The 22321-nt window shown below is 72.4% G+C and carries 7 protein-coding genes; 3 read left to right on the top strand and 4 right to left on the bottom strand.

Annotated elements, in window-relative coordinates; genetic code table 11:
• The first annotated feature begins 19 nt into the window (after positions 1–19).
• The 3 genes from ACZ4M8_RS15640 (at position 20) to ACZ4M8_RS15630 (ending at position 2046) form a co-directional block, all read left to right on the top strand.
• Positions 20–526: a GNAT family N-acetyltransferase gene (locus tag ACZ4M8_RS15640; protein WP_467607343.1), complete on the top strand. Its 507-nt coding sequence runs from the start codon at positions 20–22 to the stop codon at positions 524–526.
• 91 nt (positions 527–617) lie between these two features.
• A complete protein-coding gene (locus ACZ4M8_RS15635) occupies positions 618–1766 on the top strand; it encodes a hypothetical protein (protein WP_467607341.1) in 1149 nt (382 codons plus the stop codon).
• Between the two features lie 88 nt (positions 1767–1854).
• Complete coding sequence (locus tag ACZ4M8_RS15630; RefSeq protein ID WP_467607338.1) at positions 1855–2046, top strand: DUF1059 domain-containing protein; 192 nt, start codon at positions 1855–1857, stop codon at positions 2044–2046.
• A 91-nt stretch (positions 2047–2137) separates the two neighbouring features.
• Here the strand turns inward: ACZ4M8_RS15630 and ACZ4M8_RS15625 are convergent, their stop codons facing one another.
• From ACZ4M8_RS15625 to ACZ4M8_RS15610, 4 genes are all read right to left on the bottom strand, one after another.
• Positions 2138–5635: a right-handed parallel beta-helix repeat-containing protein gene (locus ACZ4M8_RS15625; protein WP_467607335.1), complete on the bottom strand. Its 3498-nt coding sequence runs from the start codon at positions 5633–5635 to the stop codon at positions 2138–2140.
• A 55-nt stretch (positions 5636–5690) separates the two neighbouring features.
• Complete coding sequence (locus tag ACZ4M8_RS15620) at positions 5691–7220, bottom strand: hypothetical protein (RefSeq protein ID WP_467607333.1); 1530 nt, start codon at positions 7218–7220, stop codon at positions 5691–5693.
• Between the two features lie 97 nt (positions 7221–7317).
• On the bottom strand, positions 7318–21945 hold the full coding sequence (locus ACZ4M8_RS15615; RefSeq protein WP_467607331.1) for a WXG100-like domain-containing protein: 14628 nt from the start codon (positions 21943–21945) through the stop codon (positions 7318–7320).
• Positions 21942–22274 carry a hypothetical protein gene (locus tag ACZ4M8_RS15610; protein WP_467607329.1) on the bottom strand — a complete coding sequence of 111 codons (333 nt, stop codon included), beginning with the start codon at positions 22272–22274 and terminating at the stop codon, positions 21942–21944. The genes ACZ4M8_RS15615 and ACZ4M8_RS15610 overlap by 4 nt, the downstream gene beginning before the upstream one ends.
• Positions 22275–22321 lie beyond the last annotated feature (47 nt).

Below are 22321 nucleotides of genomic sequence, written 5' to 3'. Positions count from 1 at the left end.
GGTCTGCGACGCTCCGGCCATGACCACACCGCTGCCCACGGGCTACGAGCTGTCCACCGACCCCGAGCGGCTGGAGCGCGCACGGGTGCACCGCTGGCTGTCCGAGGACACCTACTGGGCGTCCGGCCGCTCCCGGGAGCGGCACGAGCGCGCGATGGCCGGCTCCCTCAACTTCGGCCTGTACGTCCGGGATCCGGCCCGTCAGGTGGCGTACGCCCGGGTGGTCACCGATCACGCCACCTTCGCCTGGCTCTGCGACGTCTACGTCGACCCCGGCCATCGCGGCAAGGGCCTGGGCACCGCGCTCGTCGAGGCGGTCGCCGCCGATCTCACGGCGCGCGGGCTGCCGCGGCTCGTCCTCGCCACCCGGGACGCGCACGGCGTCTACGAGAAGGCCGGGTTCCGGCCGCTGCCGGTGCCCGGGGAGTGGCTGGCCCGGCCGCTCACCGCACCGGACGCACCCGGTCGCCGGCTGTCGGACCCGTCCGGCCCAGCCGCCACCCGGTCGGCGGAGCGCCGCCGGTGACCTGCGGGGATGACGGTTTGCGGGGGTGTGGCGGGGCCGGTGGGCCCGGTATCGAGGTGCGGGCGGCGGGCCGCCGGGGTCTGCTCGGTGCATGGTTCTACGGCACGTCCTGCGACACGCACCGGCCACCGGCGTCCTCGCCGCCTCGCTGGCCCTGACCGGCGCCGGGCCGGTCCTCGCCGCGGGCGGGGCGCACCGGGCGGTCGTCCAGCCCGATCCGGTCGCCCCCGGTGAGGAGTTCTCGGTCTCCGACGGCGGCGGCTGCCCCGGGAAGAGCGGCGAGGCGACCTTCGACGGCGCGGGCATCCCGGCACTGAAACTCTCGGCCCTGCGCGATCAGGTGGGCGGCACCGGGCGGGTCCCGGAGTCCACCGAGCCCGGTACGTACAAGGTGACCGTCGTCTGCGGGGAGGGGGACAAGGGTGGCGGCCACGAGGGTGGGGGAGGCGGGCACCGGCCCGGCGCGGGACAGGAACAAGGGGAAGGACCGGGGGAAGGGCTGGGACACGGCTCGGGTGGGGCGCCGCCGGACGGCGGGCCGGCGCAGCAGAGCGCTCCCGGGGCGGACGGCGGTACGGACGGCGGTGCCCCGGCGGCGGACGGGGGGCTGCCGGAGGGGACGTTCCCCGGCAGCGGCGCTTCGCCCGGTGCTCCGCTGCCCGGGGAGGGCGCGGCGCCCGTGCCGGGAGAGGGCGGGGTACCCGGCGGCGGGGAGGGTGCGGCGCCCGTGCCTGGTGACGGTGGTTCGGGCGCAGCCGGTGACGGTGGGCTTCCCGCGCCCGGGGCCGGTGATCCGGATGCGTCCGGCGGTGCTGAGCCGCCCGGGGACGGGGCGGCGGGCGGCTCGGCCGGGGCTGGCGCGGACGGTTCGGCCGGTGCCGGTGCCGGTGCCGGGGCGGCCGCGGGACCTGCGGGCGGTGGCCCGGCGGGTGCGGCGGCCGGTGCCCGGACGGTGGCCGCCGTGCGGGCGGGCCACGGCGCCGTACCGGCCTCCGGGAGCAGCGGCGGGGGCGGTGGCGGGCGCGGGCACGGATCGGGGAAGACCACGCTGACCGGCACCTTGACGGTCGTCGCCGCCGACCACGGCCGGCTGCCCAAGGGCGGCTCCGACACCGGTCTCGGCGGCGCCGCGGGCACCGGACTGGGCACCACGGCGCTCGGCGGCGCCCTGCTGGCCGGGGCGGTCGGCTGGGGCATCGTCGATCACCGGCGCCGCGCCCGGGAGCAGAGCGAGGACTGAGCAGGGCCGGGAGACGGTGCGGCGGTGACGGCCGCGCAGGCGCCCGGCGGGGGAGGGGGCGGACACTGGAGAGGTGAGGAGGTGCGCCATGCGCAAGGTGATCGACTGCCGGGACTACCCGAGCGAAACGCGCTGCACGCTCACCATCTCCGGCGAGGAGGAGGAAGTGGTACGCGCCGCGAGTGAACACGCCGTATCCGTCCACGGGCACACGCCCGGCCCCGAACTGCGGGAGCAGATCCGGGCCGCGCTCAAGAACGAGATACCGCAGCACGCCTGAGTCCGCGCCCCCGCGACGCCCGTCGCGGGGGCGGCGTGCACCCCGTGCCGCCCCCGCGGAACAGCCCCCTCACCGGGAAACGGCCCCGCCGTCAGGTCAGCGACGTCTCCTGGAAATCCTCGGGGGCGAGTTGCAGCAACTCCTCGCGGCTGGGGGAGGTCTGGCGGCTGAGGCGGCCCGCCTGGCGGGTGACCAGGGATTCGAAGACCTTCCGGGCGTAGCGGGCGTTGCCGAAGTTGCGGTCCCTCGGGACCGTCGCGAAGTGGGCGCGCAGCAGCGCCTCCAGCTCCGGGGAGCAGGTGTAGCCGCCCGCCTCGGCCTGCCGGTTCACGATGATCACCAGCTCGTCGGCGTCGTAGTTGCCGAACTCCACCCGCTGCGAGAAACGCGAGGTCAGACCGGGGTTGGAGGCGAGGAACGCGCCCATCTCCTCCTCGTAGCCGGCGGCGATGACGACGACGTCGTCGCGGTGGTCCTCCATCAGCTTGACGAGGGTGTCCACCGCCTCCTGCCCGAAGTCGGTGCCGCCCCGCTCGGACGGGGTGAGGGTGTACGCCTCGTCGATGAAGAGCACACCGCCGCGCGCCTTGTTGAACGCCTCGGTGGTCATCTGCGCCGTGTGGCCGACGTACCGGCCGACGAGATCGGCCCGCGCCACCTCCACCACCTGGCCGCCCGCGAGCACGCCCAGCGCCTTGAGCAGTTTGGCGTAGAGGCGGGCCACGGTGGTCTTGCCGGTGCCGGGCGGGCCGACGAAGACCAGATGCCGGCTGAGCGACGGTGACGGCAGCCCGGCCGCCTCCCGCTGCTTGGCGTTGGCCAGCAGATGCACCAGGTCCGCGACCTGCCGCTTGGCCTCCGCCAGCCCCACCATCTGCTCCAGCTCGCCCAGCAGCGACTCCAGTTGGCCCTCGTCGCCGCCGGCCGCGCCCGCGCCGACACCGGATCCGGCCACCTCGCCGAGGTCCTGCGGCAGCAGCCGGACCATGTCGGCGGGGGTGGCGTTCACCTCGTTCGCCAGGCGGAACGCCTGCCGGTCCACCATCTCCTCGAACACCCCGCGGGCGGCCCGCCCGTTGCCGAACGTCTCGTCCCGCTTCATCTGCCGGAAGAGCTTGTCCAGACCGTCCCGGGCGGCCGGGTCGAGGGCGTACTCGTGCCGCTCGCAGATGCTCTCGACGATGGTCACCAGCTCCTCCACCGTGTAGTTGGGGAACTCCACGGTGCGGTTGAACCGCGAGGCCATGCCCGGGTTCGACGACAGGAAGCTGCGCATCTGCGAGGAGTAGCCGGCGGCGATGACGACGACGTCGTCGCGGTGGTCCTCCATCAGCTTGACGAGGGTGTCCACCGCCTCCTGCCCGAAGTCGGGCCCGCCGGAGCCGCCCTGGGCGGTGAGGGTGTACGCCTCGTCGATGAAGAGCACCCCGCCGAGCGCCTTGTTGAACGCCTCCGTCGTCTTGATCGCCGTACCGCCGACGACCTGCGCCACCAGATCCTGGCGCGCCACCTCCACCAGATGCCCGTACCGCAGCACCTCCAGCTCGGCGAGGATCGTGCCGTAGAGGCGGGCCACGGTGGTCTTGCCGGTGCCCGGCGGCCCGGCGAAGACCAGGTGCCGGCTCATCGGCGGCACCGTCATGCCCATCTCCTCCCGGCGCCGCGCCATGCGGTTGAGGCTGACCAGCGTGGTCACCTCGTGCTTGACGGACGCCAGCCCGACCAGCTGCTCCAGCTCCTCCAGCGGTGAGGCGGGGGCCTTCTTCTTCGCGGGCCCGGCGGCCCTGGTGTTCCCGGCGCCCTTCTCCGGGGCCGGCGCCGCGTCCCCGGGGGCGGGCGCGGCACCGTCCGGTGTGCCGCCGGCGTCCCCGGCGGCGTTGTCCGCCGCGCCGGTCGCCGCGTTCCAGGCGGCGCTGCCGGCGGCCGGGACGTCCGGGGCGCCGCCCGCGGGCCTGCCGCGCTCCGCCGCCGGGGCGGTGGCCGCCGCGTCGCCGTGGATGTCGGCCGTGCCGTTGCCGCGCGACATGACCTCCTCCAGCAGGGCGTTCTCGCTGACGACCGTGCGGTGCACCCCGGCGCCGCCGTTCTCCCAGGTGGAGACGGAGCGCAGGGCGAACTGCCCGTCGGTGTGGGTCAGGACGCCGTCGCCGCGGTTGCCGAAGACCTCGCAGCCGGTGAAGGTGCCGGAACCGCCGGCCGCGACGAGGATGCCGTTGCGCTCCCCGTCGTGGAAGCGCGACTGCGTCGCCACGACGTTGGCGCCCGCGCCGACCGACAGTCCGTCGCCGGCGGTCCCGGCCACATCGCAGTCCCGCAGCCGCGCCGACGCGGTGCCGGACACGGCTATCCCGGCCGCGCCGCTCTGCCGGACGACCAGCATGGTCAGCCGGGCGCGGGACTCACCGCCGATCTGCACGCCGGTGCGCCGGACGCCGGTGATCTCCAGGTCCTCGAACCGGCCCTGGCTGGTGTCGCACACCTCCAGACCGTGCGCTCCGCCGCCGGTCAGCACCGTGCGCCGCAGCGTCGGCCGGGCGTCCTCGGCCACCCGCACCCCGATGCCCTCCGGCTCCGTCACCGTCAGCCGGTCCAGCTCCGGTACGCAGTCCTGCGTCAGCTCCACGCCGGTGCCCCGGACGTCCGCCACCCGCAGATCGACCAGGACCGGCCGGGCCGCGCCGCCCACCCACAGGCCGGTGTCCTCGCTCGCCTCGACGGCGCAGTCCTCGAACCGGCCGCGCGCCGAGTCGTACATCCGCAGGCCCTGCCCGGCGGTCCGGGTCACCCGTAGCCGCCGCACCAGCGGATCGGCGTGCTCGGCGACCGTCACGCCCTCCTTGCCGGTCTCCTCGACGCGGCAGTCCTCGATCAGGACCTGGTTACGGCTGGCCAGGTGCAGGCCGACGCCCTTGGTCCGGTGGATGCGGCAGCGCAGCATGCGGGTGGAGCTGTCGTCCTCCAGCGCGACGCCGGGCTGCGCCGTGCCGGAGAAGTCGCAGTCCTCGACGGTGCCCTGGCCGTGGCCGCTGACGTACAGGCCGTTGCCGCGCGCGTCGCGGACCGTGCAGCGGCGCACCAGCGGGTCGCCGTGGGCGCCGATGACGATGCCGGACGCGCCGAGGTCGGCGAGCCGGCAGTCCTCGATGACGCTCTCCGCCTCGCTGGTGACGACGATGCCGGCGCCCTTGGGGTTGGTGACGTCGCAGTCGCGCATGGCGAGGGTGCCGGTGTCGCGGGCGAGGACGGTGGCCCACGCCGCGCCGGCGACCTCGCAGCCGTCCAGCTCCAGCTGGCCGTCGGCCACGTCCACGGCGGGGCGCTCCGGGTCGCTGCCGTGCACCACCAGGCCGGTCAGTTTCACCGCCTCGGCGGCCACCGTGACGGCGGAGCCGGTGCGCGGCGTGATCCGTACCGTGCCGCGGCCCTCCGCCGCGATGACGGTCACGATGCGGGTGAAGACCAGCGCCTCGGCGTACCGGCCCGGGGCCACGGTGATCAGCGCACCGCTCGGCGCCGCCTGCACCGCCTCCGCGAGCGTCGCGAACTCCCCGGACCCGTCTGGCCCCACGGCCAGCACCTGACGGCTCATCGCCGCTAACTCCCTCCAGGGCCCGGCGCCGTGACGGCGCCGGGCCCGAACGTGCTCACTCTGCGCGGCATTCGGCCTTCACCTGGGCGGCGGCGACGTGCGCCAGCGTCGAGGTGTCGCCCTCCCAGTCCTGCCCGGCGTTGTTCACCCGCAGGGTGAACCGACCGCCCTCCACATGGACCGTGGTGCCGAGTACCCAGCTTCCCTTGTTGCGGGGCTGATCGATGTGGAAGCCGCCCAGGTCCCCGCCGTACCACTTGGTGCCCTTGTGCACCGAGTATCGCGCGGGGGCCCCGCCCACCTCCACCGGGCTCCGCCCCTGGGGGATGTAGACCGAGATGCGGCAACTTGCCGACTTCATCCCGGAATTGAATGCCCAGTACGCCGTCACGTCCGAGTCCGGCGAGTCCGCGTCGCCGGACATCGGTATCGCGCGGGAGCCGCCCCCGCAGCCCGCGGTCCGCGACCCGCCGGTCCGCGTCAGCCACCCCTCCTTGCCGTCGCCGTACGCGCCGATCTCGTGGTACCCGGCGCTCGCGGTGTTCGCGCAGGTCGGACCGGCGACCGCGGTGAAGGTACGGGTCGCCAGCGTCCGGGCGTGCGTGTCGGAGCCCTTGTCGTCCGCGCCCGCCTTGCCGCCGTGGTCGGCGGTGCCGGCGGTGGGGTCGGTGCGGTTGCCGGTGTCGCCGTCGGTGTGCGGGCCGGAGCCGGTGGTGCCGGTGCTGCCGTCGCCGGGGGCGGCGCCGTCGCCGGCGGGCGCCCGGCCGTCCGACCGGGGGGCCGTACCGCCGTCGTTGCGGACGCCGCCCGGGACCGGTACGAAGCCCTTGCCGCCGTCGCTCCCGGCGTCCGGCAGCGGCTGCGTCAGATCACCGGCGGCGTTCGTGGGGGACGCGGCGAAGGTCTTGCTCAGCGCGGAGATCGCGAACGGCGCGCCCAGCAGCACCACACCGGCCAGCGCCGCGCCCGCCACCACGCCGGGGGAGACCCGGCCGCCGCTCTCCGTCCTGGCGCCCGCGCCCGCCGCACCGGCCGCCGCGCCCGCCGCCGCGTCGGTGCGGCGGAAGAGGCCGAGGCCGCGCCGCCTGGCGGACGCCTTCTTCCCGTCGGCCGCGCCCGCCGCCTCGGTGGTGGCGGCGGTGGCCGTCGCGGCGGTGGCGTCGGCCGGCTCCTCGGTCTCCGGACCGGCCGTACCGTCCGCCGCCGCGCCGGAGCCGTCCGCGGCGCCGTCCCCGGAGCCGTCCGCACCCGGTCCGTCGCCGTCCGCCTCCTCCGCCTCCGCCGTCCCGGGCAGGGGCGCGCCGGGCCGCAGCACGGTCGCGCCGGTGGCGGCCGGGGGCGTGTCGGCGGCGTCCGCCGGAGCGTCGGGCCGCTGTTCCCGGCCGGGGCGGAGGGCCGCCCCGTCGGCCGGTGCCTTCGTGGTACCCGCCGACGTGGTGGGGGTGTCCGTGGACGGGGTGGGCGTGGCGCCGGCCGGTCCGTTCCGCTCCGGCCGGGGCCGCGGCGCGTCGGTGGACGTGTCGCCGGTGGCCCCGGCGGCACCGGCCTCTTGCGCGCTGCGGGAGTTCGCCGTCTCGTCGGTCATGGTGAGTTCCGCTTCACTCGTCGGGTGTTGGGGGGTGTGGGGTGCCGCCGTGCGGGACGCGGAGGGGCGTTCCGTGCGGCGGTGGCCCGGGTGCCGGTCAGTAGTGCTTCACCGCTTCTTCCAGTGAGGTGTTGAGCGCGGCGGCCCAGGCCGCGAGGCCGTCCGTCGGCTCGGACAGCGACAGCGGGCCGGAACTCTCCGGTACCGGGCGCGGTCCGTGGACGCCGAGGGCGTCGCCCGGCAGGTCGAGGTGGAGCAGGAGCGGTGCGCCCGCTCCGCCCTCCCACCGGGCCAACTCTTCCAGTCTCGCCGCCTGTTCGGGTGTGAGGTGGGGTTTCACATAACGATCGAGGAAATGCTCGCGGCTCATCCGCTCGCCGCCGACCAGCACATCCGTACCGTCCACGGCCGTCAGATGCACCGTCTGCCGGTCGCCGGGCGGGGTCTGCTGGGCCGTCAGCAACGCGTCCAGCAGCGCCTCGCGCTGCGCGTCGTCGGCGTCCCCGTAGGGGCGGGCGGGCAGGTGCCAGCCGGATTCCACCCGGATCGCGCTCTGCTGCACCCCGCCGGTGCCGCGCAGCACCGCCTCGGGGCTGAACCGCAGTTGCAGCGCGTCGTCCAGGGTGAAGGTCCGCTCGAAGACGTTCTTGTCGGAGATCTCCGGCAGCCCGAACGCGTCGAACGTGTCGTACGTCGCGATCTTCACCACCACGTTGACGGAGGTCGGGGTGTGCCGCTGCCAGTGCACGGTGCGGTCGACGGAGTTCTTCTGCACCGACAGCTGGCCGCCGGAGTCGTGCTCCAGGGTGTTCGTCACCGTCGAGGAGCCGGCGAATCCCTGCTTGACGCCGGCGAAGCTGCCGGTGACGGAGGCGCCCAGCTTCGTGCCGACGGAGTCGGTGTGCGCGTCGATGTCGTTCTGGAAGTCGTAGTCGGACCGCTCACCGGTGCCCTGGTGCCAGCCCTGCGACAGGCCCAGGATGCCGGGCCGGAACTCGACGGTGACCCTGGCGTGGGTGTACGTGGCGACGCCGCCCTCCGCGGTGAGGCGCACCGGGAACGTCGCGGTCTGCGTCGGCGGCGTGCCCAGTCCGGCCCGCGCCATGTGACGGGCCAGCTCCCGGGCGCCGATCAGCTGCTTGAGCTGCACATGGCCGCCGTTGAGGGGATCGGCGAAGACCTTGGCCGTGCCGGAGTGGGTGGCCAGTTCCGTCATCAGCTGGGTGAAGAGTGTCCTCCCGGCCTTCTCGTCCATGTCGACCAGGACGTCGTGGTGCAAGAACTCCTGGGCCGTGATGGGGGACATCGGGGTGTGCGTGCCGGTCACCGGGCCGGGGAGTTCGGACCGGGGGACGAGGACCTCCTCCCGGACCGGGAGGGTGATCTCGTGCGGTGTGTTCCGGTCGGGCGAGAACCAGCCGACGGCCTTGTCGATGCCCGCCTTGACGACGTGCGCCTTGCCGAGCAGCAGGGCGTCGACCAGTTGTGAGGCGTGCGAGGAGGACGCCACCGACAGGGTCAAGGTCGCGTCCGTCTCGTAGACGAACAGCTCCTCCGGGACGGTCGTGTAGGCGTCGTGGCGGCGGATCATGACGCTGCCGTTGTTCGCGACGCCGTTCGCGGTGGAGCGGGTCCCGGACACCGACACCGAGGCGCCGCCCCCGGGGTTCTTCCCCCCGGCGCCGAGCGTGAGGGCCCGGCTGTGCTTCTTGGTGGTGCTGAACTGCTCCTCGACGCGGGTGTTGGACTGGATGTAGCGGGACAGGACGCCGTGCGCCGTCTTCCCCGTGAAGCGGGCGTACGCCGCGTCCCGGTCCAGCCGCAGGTGGACATCGACGTAGGTGTGGTGGCCGACGCCGTCGGTGCGCACCCGCAGGGTCAGCCCGGTGTCCCGCAGCAGGCTCGACAGACGCCGCAGCGACGCGCCGTCGAGGATGCTGTCGGCCATGTTCTTCATGACGCCGGCCGGTTCGTCGAGGGTGTGCAGCGGGCCGAGGACCTGCGGCGCCGCCGTGGTCAGCAGCTGGGTGAGCGCGCCGAGCACCCGTTGCGTAAGGGTCCGGTCCGGGACGTCCGGCACCTGCGTCAAGGTGCCGGAGCCGTCCTCGTCGTGCTCGTCGTGCTCGTGGTGCTCCTCGTGGTTCTCCCGCCGGCCGGTGTCCTGCTGTTCCCGCGACGTCCGGCCGTGCTCCTGTTCCTGGTGCGGGGCGGGGGCGGGGGCCAGCACGGTGGTCATCGACATGATCGGCAGCTTGTCCAGCGTCGGCGGCACCTGGGCCTCCTGAGCCGACTTCTCGGTCAGCACCGGACGCTGCATGGTCACGCCGCCCGGTACGTACAGGGTGGCGCTGAGCCCGTCCCCCTTCCAGGTGCCCAGCATGTTGTTCCGGGTGACGGCGATGTCCAGCTCGAAGACGATGTCCAGCTCGTGGTGCTCGTGCGGCACGTCGAGGGAGGAGAACTCGCCGGGGTGGGTGTCGTCGATCTCGATGGCGGTCCGCGCCTTGGAACCCGTCCACGTCTCCGAGTAGCCGACGGACCCGTTGCCGCTGTTCTCGCCCTGCTTGCCCTCGTACGCCATGCTGCCGCCCGACGTCCAGGCGTTGGCGCCGGAGACCTGCGTCTTCCGGGTGTGGCGGAGCATGTACTCGCTGAGGCTGAACGCGGACAGGTCCTGCGTCTGCTCGCTGAGCGCCCGCCTGTTGCCGGTGACCGCCCGCACCAGCAGATACACATGCGAGTCGGCGAACTGCTTGCCCACCACGAACCGCCCCGGCAGCGACTGCGCGTCCCTGCTCAGCGTCCCCTTCAGCTGATCGGTGGTGATCATGTGCTGGAGGTACGAGACGACGTACGGCGGCACGTGCAGCTCGGCCAGCATCTCCGCGGCGGCCTCCCGCAGCGCGCGGGCGTGCCGGACGTGGTCGATACGGTCGTCGGGGTGCAGCCGCTCCGGCGTGAATCCGTCGGGCAGCGGAACGTCGGCGAAGGTCACCGTCTTTCCGTTCCACACCGGCTTCGGCGCCCGCCGCACGACCGGCGGCGGACCGCCGTCCCCGCCGTCGCCGTGCTCGGTGACCGGCAGCTCGGTGAGCGACTTCGGCACCAGGTACTGCACCCCGCCGGGCGAGGTGGTCACGTGCGGACCGGAGGTCTCGGACACGGCGCCGGTGATCTTCTCGGCGCGGACCGACACCTGATAGCGCGCCGGGTAGTAGTCGTGCCACATCTCCCCGGACGCGTTGGTGCCGTGGTGGCCGAAGGCGTACGTCGTGACGCCGTTGGTCAGCGAGACGTCACGGGAGCGCCCGAAGGTCAGGCCGGGCGGGGTGAACGTCAGCCCGCCGCCGCTCTCGGCCAGGGAGAAGCCCGCCGAGAGGGACTGGCCGTTGCCGACGGTGTCCGTGGTGGCCAGCCAGTTCCAGAGGGTGTGCCAGTTCTGGGTGACGCCGTGCTCGACCAGTTGCCGCCAGGGGCGGTCGGTGCCCTCGCCCTCGTGGTGTTCGCCCTTCACCTCGAAGTGCAGCAGCAGCTGCGACCCGTCGTCGCCGCGCGGACCGGGGAACGTCAGGTGCAGCCCGTCGCCGAACACCTCCACGGTATGGCGGGATATCTCGTTCACGTGGAGCCGGAGCTCCAGGAAGCGGTTGAGCTGGTCGAGGTGGCGGGCGCGGTGCTCCGGCGTCAGATGGGAGAAGCCGATGTCCTTCTCCGCCCGGACGGCCTGCTCCCGGAAGTGGCCGACCAGGTGCGAGAGACCGGAGACGCCGAATCCTTCGTACAGACCGAACTTCGGCGGGCTCGGCGGCGGCGTCATCAGCCCCGGCGGCGGGTGCGCCTCCTCGCCCGCGGCGTGCGCCAGCCGGTACTCGAACACCTCCGTCAGATGCTCCGGGACGTGCACGACCAGCCGCACCGGGACGGACCGCGACGGCATCGGCGGGAACGCGCCCGCCTCGGTGAGCGACGCCTCCATCGTCAGGTTCACCTCGTACGGGACGCTCTTGCCGTTGAAGCGGACGGTGCTCAGCGTGCCGCCGGTGTTGCCCTCCATCAGGGACGAGGAGTCGTTGCTGCTCAGCCCGAAGGAGAACGGGAACGACAGCGACGGGTCGTGCTCGGAGAGCTTCGGTCCGACGGTGAGGTCCACCCCCAGGCTCTTGCCGCCGCCCTGGGACGTGGTGTGGAACAGCGAGTCCCAGGCGCGCACGTTGTTCGCCAGCCCGGCGTCGAACGCGTCACCGACCCGCTTGACGGACCGGACCGTCGTCCGGACGTCCGAGACGTAGTGGTGCCCGCCGCTGTGGACGGAGGGCAGCCGGGTGGTGCTCAGCATCCGGGAGAAGTTGGCGAGGATGCCCATCTCGCCGAACCAGCTGCTGAGGAACCCGTGCGCCCGCGACCCCGGCTCCATGTGCGGATACGGGGCGGTCAGCAGCGTGACGAGCTCTTCTTGCCCGCTGCTCTCCCGGACCAGGAAGAACGAGTCCTGGAGCGCGCGGGTGACGCGGCCCTGCTCCTCGGCGGTTTGCGGGGTGACCTCCCAGTCGTGGCTGGTGTGGTTGGCCTCGTGACCGGTCAGTTCGCGGGGGAAGGCCACCTCGACCGGCAGGTGGTGCCGGAGCGGCGCCGGATCCGGCGCGGCCTTGGGCACGCCGTGCAGCGTGACGTGCACGGCGGCGTGGTGGAAGGCGAAGTGCTCCTGCTCGCCGCTGAACACCAGCTCCGGGCGGTCGTAGGAGTTGTGCAGGAAGCTCTGCCCGGCGGAGGCGCTGGATGAGCCGGTGAGGTTGAAGCCGAGGCTGACCACCGCGTGCTCATCACTGGGCGCGAACGAGGTGGTGCTCGTCAGCGACCGCGCGTTGCTCACGGTGTGGGTGCCGCCGCCCTGCCGGTTGACGATCGCCTCGCGCTGCCCGGCGACCTTCGCACCGTGCGGCAGCCGGCCGGTGGCCTCCCGGCCGGGCAGATGGCGCGCCCCGTGCCGGGACATCCCGTCGAGCTTCAGCGTCAGCCGGTACTTCGACTGCCGGTCGTCGTACAGGTGGAGCGTGAGTCCGTTCTTCCCCAGCGCCTGCCGTACGAGCACGGGGCCGTCGGGGCTGGAGAGCTTCTGCCACACATCGTGGGCGACCTTGTTGACCAGGGCGTTCTTGTGCCCGGGTGACAGTGTCGTCCCGGTCTGCTCGACGGCGGACCGGATGAGCGAGGTGAGCGACGCGGGACGCTCCCCAGGAACGCCGACGGGGATGTCTCCGATCCGCACGACCGACCCGAACTGCCCGAGCCGATGCTGCCCGTCCTCCCCGAACCCCCGCGGCGGCTCCGGCTGCCGGACGGGCGGCTGCGGCTCGGCGGGGGTGGCCGCCGGGTCGTTCTCCGGTGCCTCGTTCTGGTTCGCTTGCCGGTCCTCGCCCTGGTCGTTCTCCCGGGGCTCGTCCTGGATCTCGGTCCGGTCCTCCTCCCGGTCCTTGTCCTGCTCCTCGTCCCGGGACTCGTTCCTGCTGCGGCCCTCGTCCGTACGGTCCGTGTGCTCCGACTGTTCTGACTGCTCCGTGTGCTCCGTATGGTCAGAGCGGTCAGAGTGCATCGAACGGTCAGAGCGGTCCGAGCGGTCAGAGCGGTCCGTGTCGTCCGTGCCGTTCGTGGAGTTCGGGTTCGTCGGGTGGTGGTGGGCCGGGTCCCGGTCCGTGGAGTTCTGGTTCCGCGGGGTGTGTGGGGCGTCGGTGGGCGGTTGGGCGGGGGTGTCGATGTGGAGGCGGCGGGCGGCGCCGGGGGTGCCGGGGCCGTCCCAGTGCATGAGGCGGTGCAGGTCGGCGTTCTGCTCGGGGGTGAGGTGCGGGCGGACGTACCGGTCGAGGAAGTCCTGCTCGCTCAGGTGCTCGTCGCGGACGAGGACGGTGCCGTCGTCGCCCGCGGTGACGTGCCAGGTGGTGCGGCCCTCGGTGGGGCCGGTGTCCTGCGCGGTGCGCAGTGCGTCGAGCATGGTGGCGGTCCGCTGCTCGCTCCCGGCGTGGTGCGGGGCGAGGTACCAGCCGGACTCGACCCGGACCGCCGCCTCGGTGACGCCGCCCACCTCGCGGACGACCGCCTCCGGCGAGTAGCGCAGTTGCAGCATGTCGTCGAGTTCGAAGCTGCCCCGGTAGACGTCGTCGCGGGTGACGGCGCCGAGGCCGACGGTGTCGGCGGAGCTGTCCGCGGCCAGTTCGACCGTGACCTTGAGCTTGGCGGGGCTGTGGCGCAGCCAGTGCACGGTGCGGTCGACCGACTCGGTGGGCATCGAGGTGAACGCGCCGCTGTCGTGCGTCTCGGTACGGCCCTGCTTGAACTTGGCGGCGAGGCTCTGCGTCATCTTGCCGGTGGCGGCGGCGAAGTTGGCGGTGGCGGAGGTGCCGAGGCTGCTGTCCTTGCCGAGCCCGTGCGACCGGGTGTTGTACTGGTACTGGTAGTCGGAGCGCTCGGACGTGCCCTTGACCCAGCCCTCCGGCGTACCGAACTCCATCTGGCTGAAGGTGAGTTTCAGCTGCCCGTAGGTGAGCGTCGTGACACCGGCCTCGCTGGTCAGGCGCGCGCCGAAGACGCTGTCCTCGGTGGTGGCCACGCCCAGGCCCGTGCGGTGCAGATGCCAGCCCAGCTCACGGGAGTTGAGGAGCTGACGGAGCTGTTCGCGGCCCGCCTGGCCCTTCTGCGCGAACTTCTTCGGGGCGCCGGAGTGCGCGCCCAGCTCCGTCATCAGATCGTCGAAGAGCTTCCGCGACGACGACTCGTCCATGTCCAGCAGGACGGTGTGGTTGCGGAACTCGTCCTTGCCGATCGGCCGCGGGGGCGTCTGCGGCGGAGGCTGCTGCGACGGGTGCGCCTGCGGCTGGAGCTGCCCGGCCCCGTCCCCGGTCTCCTGCCCGGTCTGCCGCTCGGCCTGGGCGAGCTGCTCCGGGGAGAGTTCGGAGCGGGCGACGATGACCTCTTCCCGGACGGGGACGGAGAGGGTGTGGGTGCCGTCCTCGTGCCGGGTGATGTGCTGCCACAGCGCATCGGCGCCGCCCTTGATCGCGCCGGCCTGGCCGAGGAGCAGGGCGTTGACCAGCTGGGACGCATGGCTGACGCTCTCGACGGTCAGATCGATCGTGCCGTCGACCTCGTAGACGTACAGCTCCTCCTCGGCGGTCGCGTACGCGTCGTGGCGGCGGATCATGATCGCGTCGCTGCCGGAGTGCGTGGTGCTCCGGCCGAAGCCGAGGGAGAGCCCCGGCGCGAGACCGTTGCCGCCCTTACCGGCGGAGGGGCCGGCGCCGAGCGAGCCGGAGTGTTTGACGGTGTGCGAGGTGGCCTCCTCGGTCCGCAGGTGGGACTGCGTGTACCGGGAGAGCACACCCTTGGAGACCTTGCCGGTGAAGTGCGCGCCGTCGGTGCCCCGGGTCAGCTGGGCGACGATGTTGGTGTAGGTGTGGTGGCCGACACCGTCCGTCCGCATCCGGATGTGCAGGCCCGTACCGCGCAGCACACTGCCGGCGCTCTGGAGGGAGCGGGCGTCGAGGATGCTGTCGCCCCCGGACTCCGTCAGGGTGCCCGGTTTGCGGTAATCGTGGTTCTTGCCCAGAGCATCCGGCGCGTGCTTCTGGAGCAGTTCCTCGACCGTCTTCAGGATCGAGGACGACACCGGGGGCGGCGCTCCGGCATCGTCGCCGGCCCCGTCGCGGCCGGTCGCCGTCGGGTCGGTGGTGCGGGGCGCCAGGTCCACGGTCATCGCCGTCAGCGGCAGCTTCGCCAGGTGCTCGGGGATCTTCGCCTCGGCCGCCGTCACCGTGGTGTGCTCCGGGCGCAGATACGACACACCGCCCGCGACGTGCACGTCCTTGACGAGGACCTGCGGCGTTCCCCACGTACCGAGCAGGTTGGTGTCGCGCTGGACGACGCTCAGCCGCCAGATGACGTCGGCCTCGTGCTGGCGGTGCGGCAGCGTCTGCTCGACGAACTGGCCGGGGTGGATGCTGGTGACCTTGACGGTGGAGTTGCCGGTCGAGACGGCCTTGGTGGCGGACGCGTCACCCGACGCGCCGCCGGTCACGTCGCCGTTCTCCCGGGAGCCGCTGAGGGCCGGGCCCAGCCCGTGGGAGTTGGTGATCACCGTCTTGTCGGTGCTGGTGAAGCGGCTCATCGCCTCGTCGAGCGTGAAGTTCGCCAGCTCCTGCGTCCGGTCGAAGCTCCGGTCGTTGACGGTGATGGCCTCGACGACGAACTGCACGTTGTTGTCGGTGAACGTCTTCTCCCGCACCAGCCGCCCGGCCGACGACTGCGCGTCGCGGTTGAGGATGCCCTTGAGCTGGTCGGTGGTGAGCAGCTTCTCGACGTAGGGGATGGCGTCCTGCCGGGGGATGCCCGCGTCCTCGAAGAGTTTCGCGGCCGCGCGCTGGAGGTCCCGGGCGCCGTGTACGTGGTCGATGCGGTCCTGGTTGCCGATCCGGTTCCCGGTCATCCCCTCCGGTGTCGTCAGCGGCGGGTAACTCTTCTTCTTGCCGACGGCGTCCGGCTCGACGTCGGTGACGGTGACCGGGTGCGCGGGGGGATCCTCCCCGGTGGGCGTCTCGCCGGTGTCCGGGTGCTCCTCGGCCGGCAGCGACTTCGGCAGCAGGTAGTCGGCGCGGCCGTTGACGGTCTTCCGCACCACCGGCGCCTCCCCCTCGTTCAGCACCTTCGTCCCGGAGACGTGCTCGGCCTCCACGGACACCTCGAAGACGACCGGATACGAGACGTGCCACATGTCACCGGTGAGGTTGGCGCCCATGTGCGAGAAGCCGTACGTGGTGATGCCGTCGGACTCGGAGTGGTCGCGGCCCCGGGAGAACAACGCGTCGGCGGGGGTCAGCGAGAACTCGTCGGTGACCGCGCCGGAGAGGGTGCCGCCGACGCTGAACGCCTGGCTGGTGGTGTGGGACTGGGAGTCCTGGAGCCAGGACCAGTTCGTCGGCCACTTCTGCGCGGTGACGTCGTTCACCGGCAGCCACCAGGCGTCCGCCTCCTCGCCGGGCCGGGCGGGGCGGGCGGAGACACCGAAGTGCAGCAGGAGCTGGCCGTTGTCGCCCTTCGGGCTGCGGAACGTCCGCTGCACACCGCCGTTCAGCACGTCGGACGCCATGTGGGAGAGCTGGTCGGCGTGGAAGTGCGTGGTCAGGAACTCGTTGAGGGCGTGCCGGTACTCCTTCTCCCGGGCGGTGTTCTTGTGCCGGAAATCCGTGCGCGTCTCGACGCGGCGCGCGTCGTGCAGGAAGGTCTTCGGCAGATCGGCGAGCCCCTGGAGCCCGAAGATGGAGAAGAACCCGCGGGTCGGGGGCCGCTCCGGCGGTCTGAGCCGCTCCCCGGGCCCGTTCCGGTCGTCCGTGGTGTCGTCCCGCTCCACCTCGGTGATCTCGTCGGGGTTCTCCTCGGTGTGTTCTTCGGTGTGCTCGCCGGGGCGGTCCTCGGGGCGGTCCTCGGTGTGCTCGTCGTCGGTGCGGGTGGTGCCGTCGTGGTCGCGCGGGGTGCGGGTACCGGCGTCGGACGGGGTGGGGCCGGTGTGCTGTTCCCGCGGGGAGTGGTGGCCGCCGTCCTGGACGGCGAGGTGCGCGAGCTGCTCCTCGAAGCGGCCGGTGAGGTGCTCGGGGATGCGGATGATCACGGTCACGTCCTGGGCGGTGGAGAAGTCCGCGCTGCCCACCGGGTTCAGCCCCGCCTCGACGCGCAGCGTCATCTCGTACGGGACGCTGGGCCCGTTGAAGCGGGTGGTGTCGGACGTGCCGCCGGTGTACCCCTCGGTCAGGGACGCCCCGTTGCTGGTGCCGAGGCTGAAGCCGATCGGGAAGGAGAGCATCGGCAGCGCCTCCGGGCCGATGACGACGGTCCCGTCGACGGATTTACCGCCGCCCTTGGACGCGGTGTGGAACACCGAGTTCCAGTCGCGGGTGTTGCCGGCCAGCCCCACCTGCGTCGCGTCACCGACCCGGCGCACGGAGCTGACGCCGGCGCGTACCTCGGCGGCGTAGTGGGTCCCCTTGTGGACGGTGGACGGCAGCAGCGTGGAGCTGAGCATCCGGTGGACGCTCCACAGCGTGCCGTGTTCGCTGAACCAGTTGTCCAGCATCCGGCGCGGCGCCGAGTCCCGCCCCATCGACGCGAACGGGCTGGTCAGGGCGGAGGCGAGCGAGGACTGGCCGTGGCTTTCCTGGGCGATGAAGAACATGCCCTGCACCGCCCGCGCGAGCCTTTGCCGCGCCCCGTCCGAGTCGGCGCTGCGCACCTCCCACGGGTGCTCGGTGTGGTTGGCCTTCGGGTCGGTCAGCTCGGTCGGGAAGGTCACCTCCAGGGTGTCCCGCGCGGTGGATTCCCAGTGCAGGCCACCACCGTCGCGGCGGATGTCCGCGGAGAGCGTGACGCCCTCGAAACCGAAGTGCTCCCGCGTACCGGAGATCTTCAGCTCCGGGCGGACATAGGTGTTGGTGAGGTTGCTGTGCCCCTTCGACGCGCTGGAGGAGCCGGTCAGCGTCACCTTCGGCTTGACGCCCACCTCGTTCACGGTCGTGGCGTGGGAGGTGGTGGCCGACAGGCTGCGGCTGTTGCTCACCGTCGAGCTGTCGCTGACGTTGTAGTTGACCGCCGCTTCCCGCTGCCCGGTGTCCTTCTCGCCGTAGAGGAGCTGCCCGGTCGCCCCGGCGCCGTGCGCGCCGCCGTTGGCCGGGGCGGCACCGGGCGCGGGCGTGGTGCCGGGCGCCGGGACGGGGCCGGGCGGCGGCGCGTTGAGGTGCTGCGCCGTGTCGCGGTCCACACCGGTCAGCTTGAGCGTGACGGTGTACGTGTTCTGGAACCGGCCTACGGGGACGCGCAGTTGGAGGCCGTCCTCGTCGAACAGTTTCCGGGCCAGGTGCTGCCCGTTGGCGCCGGAGAGTTCCTGCCACAGATGGTCGGTGAGCTTGTCCGCCAGCCGGTCGCGGTTGGCGGGCTTCAGCGGGCCGCCGTGCAGGAAACCGTGGGAGCCGCGGGGGTTGTCGAGGGCCGACCGGATCAGCGTGCGGAGCCCGGTGGGCCGCTCCCCGCCCGCCCCGAAGGAGGTGTCCCCGAACCGCTGGACCCGCCCGAACTGCCCCAGCCCGTACCGCCCGTCCTTCCCGAAGCCCTGCGGGACCTCGACCGCGGTGGGCCGGGCCGGGGACTCCTCCGGAGCGGGGCGGTGGGTGTCCGGCTGATCGTCGGTCGGGTGCTCGTTCCCGTGGTCGTTCTCCTGCTCGTCGCCGTGCTCGTCCCGGCTCTCGTCCCCGTCGTGCCGCGGGTCGTCGTCCTGACGGTCGTGGTGCTGCTCGTCGTGCTGGTCGTGGCGCTGCTGCTCGTGTTCGGTGTGCTGATCCCGCTCGTGTGCCGGGTCCTGCTGCGCGGTCTCCGGGCGGGACGGGCCGGAGTGGGGCTCGGTGGCCTCGTGCGGCAGGTCGGACGCGGTCTTGGTCACGGCCTGGTAGTGCGCGTTGCCGGGTTCGTGGAAGACGTGGAGGGGAGTGCTGCCGGAGGTGGTGACGAGCGGCCGAGGATGGAGCACCGGGGTCTTGTCGGTCTCCGAGCGCGGCCCCGTGGTGAGCACGGTGAGGGCGGCGCCCCGCATCACGGGGGCGGTGGCGAGGAGCTCCGGCAGGTAGTCGGCGAACGGCGAGTTCCACAGATTGTTCCCGCCCCCGGCCGCCGCGAGGATCAGGCCCGTGGTCCCGAGCTTCCGGGCCGCCTCGGGGGTCGGTGCGACGGTCAGCAGATCCGGGTAGTGGCTCTCCTCGATCAGCGTCCGCCAGGCCCGGTTCCGGTCCTCCTCGGTGCCTCCTTCCAGCCCCTGGTCGATGCGTTGCTTCCACCGCTGGATCTCGTCCGGCGTGCGGTGGCCGGGGGAGTGGGTCAGGGTGTCGAAGACATCGTTCCGCACGATCTCGACGGGGCCGACGGCATCGTGCTCCGCCAGCGTCTCCGTGTTCGCCTTGATGTGCTCGGTCAGGTGGCCGCGCAGCTGCTGCACGTTCATCCCGCGAAGCTGCGGCAGCACGTTCTGCTGGTGGGCGCCGACCAGCACGGAGGTGAACAGGCAGTCGCCGTCCCCCGCGACGTTCAGCACCTGGTACGTGGCGCTGCTGTCGGCCAGGGGATACGTGGCGACGGTGGAGCGGTGCCGGGTGACGAACTCCGGCGGCGTCACCGTGACCGCCTCGTCGTTCTCCGGGACGCCCGGAGCGGTGGGGTTCTGATCGGTGTAGGGCTGGTCGTTCCGACCGGTGTGGGGCTGGTCCGACGGGTTCTCGTCCGGGTGGGTCCGGTCCGTCCCGCTCCGGTCCGAGCGGTTCTGATCCGTCTTGTCTTGGGTCTGATCGGGGTGAGGGTGGTCCGTGGAGGTCAGCGTGGTCAGCTCGCCCCACTTGCCGCCGGACGGTTCCGGGGCCGGCTGCTGATCCTGCTGCTCCTGTTCCTGCTCCGGTACCGGGTGCTCGTCGGTGAGCTGCTCGGACGAGGTCGAAGTGGGCTGCTGCTGGACGCCGTCGGTCCCGTTCCCGGGGGTGGCGGTGGAGTGCTCGGTGGGCGTGGCGCCGGAGTCGTCCGAGGACGTCGCGATCTTCTGCGTGCCGGTGTCCTGGTGGACCTGGGCGTTCTCGGACGAGGTGCCCGTCTCCGGGGCCGTCTGCCGCTGGCCGTGCTCCGTGGGCGCGGTGTGCTGCGTGCCGTCCGTGGGGTGGCCGCCGGGCGGCGGGGTGGCGCTGTCCTTCGGGGTCTCCGGCTTCGGCGTCTGCGAGGTGGCGGGCGGGGCGGTGCTGCTCTGCGAGGTGTGGGCGGACTGCTGCTGGCCGGCCAGGGCGCCCGCGTGGACCGCCGCCGTGTTCCGCAGAGCGTTCTCGTGCGTGCTCCGCGACGGAGCGTCGTCCGTCGTCTGCGTGTTGCCGTCGGTCGGCGCGGTGTGTGCCGGGTCCGTGACGTCGTCCTGGACGGTCGCCGCGGTGTGGTCCTCTCCGGTGACCTGGTCCGTCTCCGTGACCGACTCCTGGTCGGAGGCGGATTCCTGCTCCGTGACGGTGGGCGCGTCCTGGTAGTGCCCGGACGGCGGGAGGTGGCGGTCGCCCCCGTCGCCGCCGCTGCCGCCGCTCGCGGTGTTCTGCGGGGACGAGGAGGACGCGGAAGCCGTCGTGGAGGAGCCCGGACCGCTGCCGGAGGGCCGGTCGGTGGCGGTCTGCTGCCCGCTGTCCGTGGACGTGGTCCCGCCCGTGGACGTGGTCTGTGTCGCCGGGTTCTGCTGTCCGTCGCCGGACGTCACCGGCGGGGTGTACGTGTTCGGTTCGGTGGGCGGCAGCCCCCGGTCGTCCCCGCCGGTGGTGGGCAGCGGCGCCGGGGTGTGCCTGAGGGCGTCGGTCAGCGCGGCGGCGCCGGCGATACCGCCGACGGTGCCGAGGTGGGTGGCCGCCTGGCCCGCCGCCGCCGAGGCGCCGGACATCGCGGTGACGTTGAAGCTCTTGTCGTCGGAGAAGAGCAGGTTGTAGAAGCCCTCGGACAGATACGCCTGACCGGCCACCGCGCCGGTCATCCCGGCGAACGCGCTGCTCTTGGTGGCGATGTGGTTGTTCCGGTCCGCGATCGTCTTGAGCATGGTGTCGGGCAGGTGGGTCAGCGTCTGCTGCACGGCGGGGGCGAGGTGCTGGCCGCCGCCGTTGTCGAGCATCTCCTTGAGCGCGGGCCGGCTCTCGTTGCCCCAGTTCTCGGCGAAGGTGTTACCGAACTGCTTGCCGAGGTCGCGGGCGCCCTGTTCGCCCAGCGTGTCCTTGAAGGTGTGGCCGAAGAGGTCGCCGAAGTCGTCGCTGATCTTCTTCGTCGCGGTCTCGCTCATGCCCTTGCCCGCGGCGGAGCCGCCTAGGGGACGGAGCAGGTCGTCGGCGTTCTTGGTGATGATGTGCTGGACGCCGTCGGCCAGGTTCTTGACGGTGACGTCGGCGACCGTGTCGGTGGCGAGCGACAGCTCGTTGGCGATCTCCTTCGCGACGTTCTTGGCCACCGGCCCGGCGAACAGGTCGGACAGCTTCTGCCCCGCCTTCCCGCCGAGCAGCGACAGCGGCCCCTCCAGCAGTCCGTCGAGCAGCCCGCCCAGCGCCGCGTCCTTGGTCAGGCTCATGTCCCAGTCGTCGCGGTGGCCCTTCGCCATCTGGATGCGCTGCGCCAGCCCGTCCAGCGCGGTGCCGATGGACTCGTTGATGATGACGTGCAGGGCGAGATGGTCCAGGAGCGAGCGGAGCAGACGCTGGAGGAACGACGCGGTCTTGATCTTGATCTCGGGGATCTGCTCGTACCGGAACGTCGCGATGGCGATGGCGATCTCGATCAGCATCTCGGTGATCTGGAGGATCGCCAGGATCTTCATGTACTCGATGTTGAGCGAGGAGGTCTTGGACATCTTCGCCAGACCGCCGGTGACGTCCTGACCGGCCCGGACGTAGTTCCGGTCGCCCTCGGTGAACTCCGAGAGCGACTTCGCGTACGCGGAGGCGGTGCCCCCGTCGATGCTGTTGCGCACCGTGCCGACGATGTGGGCGATCCGGTCGGGCAGCTGCTGGAGCTGCATGCTGACCCTCTCGTACCCCTCGCCCATCTCCCACAGCGTGCCCTCGTTGGCGTTGCTGATGGACTGGCCGGTCAGGACGATGAAGATGCCGTTGACCGCCGGGGGGACCTGGATACTGCCGCGGCTCACCGGGTCATCCGCTGCTTCAGGTGGTGGGTGAGGGAGGCGTTGAGGTCCTCGGTGTCGGCGAAGGACTTCAGGGTGCCGAGAGTGCGCTCGGCCGCGTCCTCGAAGGCTTTCGCGAGGTTCCTCAGCAGTTCACTGCAGACGTCGGTCGCGGGCAGGATCGTGCTCCGCAGCTGCTCGGACGTCTCATCGCCGTGACCGCACGCCTCCTCCGCCATGCTGGAGACGGTCACGGCCTGCGCGAAGATCTCCAGGGCGATGGCGGACAACTCGTCCGTCTGGGACGCACCGTGGTTTATCCCGCTCAGATCGGCAGCCAGATTCTCGGCCACGGCCGTCTCCCTTCGTCCCCATCACATCCGTTGCACACCGGCGGCCC

The organism is Streptomyces sp. NPDC027185 (assembly GCF_055567035.1).
Note: the sequence above shows the minus strand (reverse complement) of the source record. Positions and strands in the feature narration are given on the sequence as shown.